The sequence below is a fragment of the Acidiphilium sp. PM genome (assembly GCF_000219295.1).
Lineage (GTDB): Bacteria > Pseudomonadota > Alphaproteobacteria > Acetobacterales > Acetobacteraceae > Acidiphilium > Acidiphilium multivorum.
Window position 1 is genome coordinate 1 of the sequence record NZ_AFPR01000308.1, and the last position, 537, is coordinate 537.

Genomic DNA, 537 nt, shown 5'->3' on the forward strand with positions numbered 1-537 from the left:
CGCCGCTCTGCGGATGGGCGCGCAGCGCGCCGCGCAGATCGGCCAGTGCGGCGTCGGGATGGCCGCCGGCGATCAGCGCCTGGATCTGCTGCGGCGTCGGCGATGCCGCCCGCGCCGGGGCGAGGGACAGCCCGGCCCCCGCGAACAGGGCCGCCGCCAGCAGGATGGTGCGAAAGATCTTCAACCCCTTCATTAGGGACCTCCGCGGGCCGGTGGTGGTGGGAAAAAGCGCCAACCCGTGCCGCCAATATAGGCAGGGGGCGCTGCAAATCACAGATCCGTGCGCTGGCGTGCCGCGCCGGTCGCCTGCCGGGTCTCGACAGCTTCGCGCCGCGCGGCGAGACTTGCGCCGACGCCGCACAGGAGAGCCGATCCCGATGACCGACAGAGAGTCCCGCCTGCCCACGTTCGACCGTCTTGCCCGCGACCTTGAAGCGGGGCGCACCACCGCCGCAGCACTGGTCGAGGACTGCCTCGCCGCGATCGCCGATCCGGCGGGGGACGGGGCGCTGACCTTCATCTCGGTCGATGCGGCGG

General features: G+C 72.6%; 1 pseudogene. It reads right to left on the minus strand.

The window, feature by feature from the left end:
- Positions 1 to 193, minus strand: a pseudogene (locus APM_RS22665) (tetratricopeptide repeat-containing protein); the annotation flags it as partial.
- Between the last annotated feature and the right edge of the window lie 344 nt (positions 194 to 537).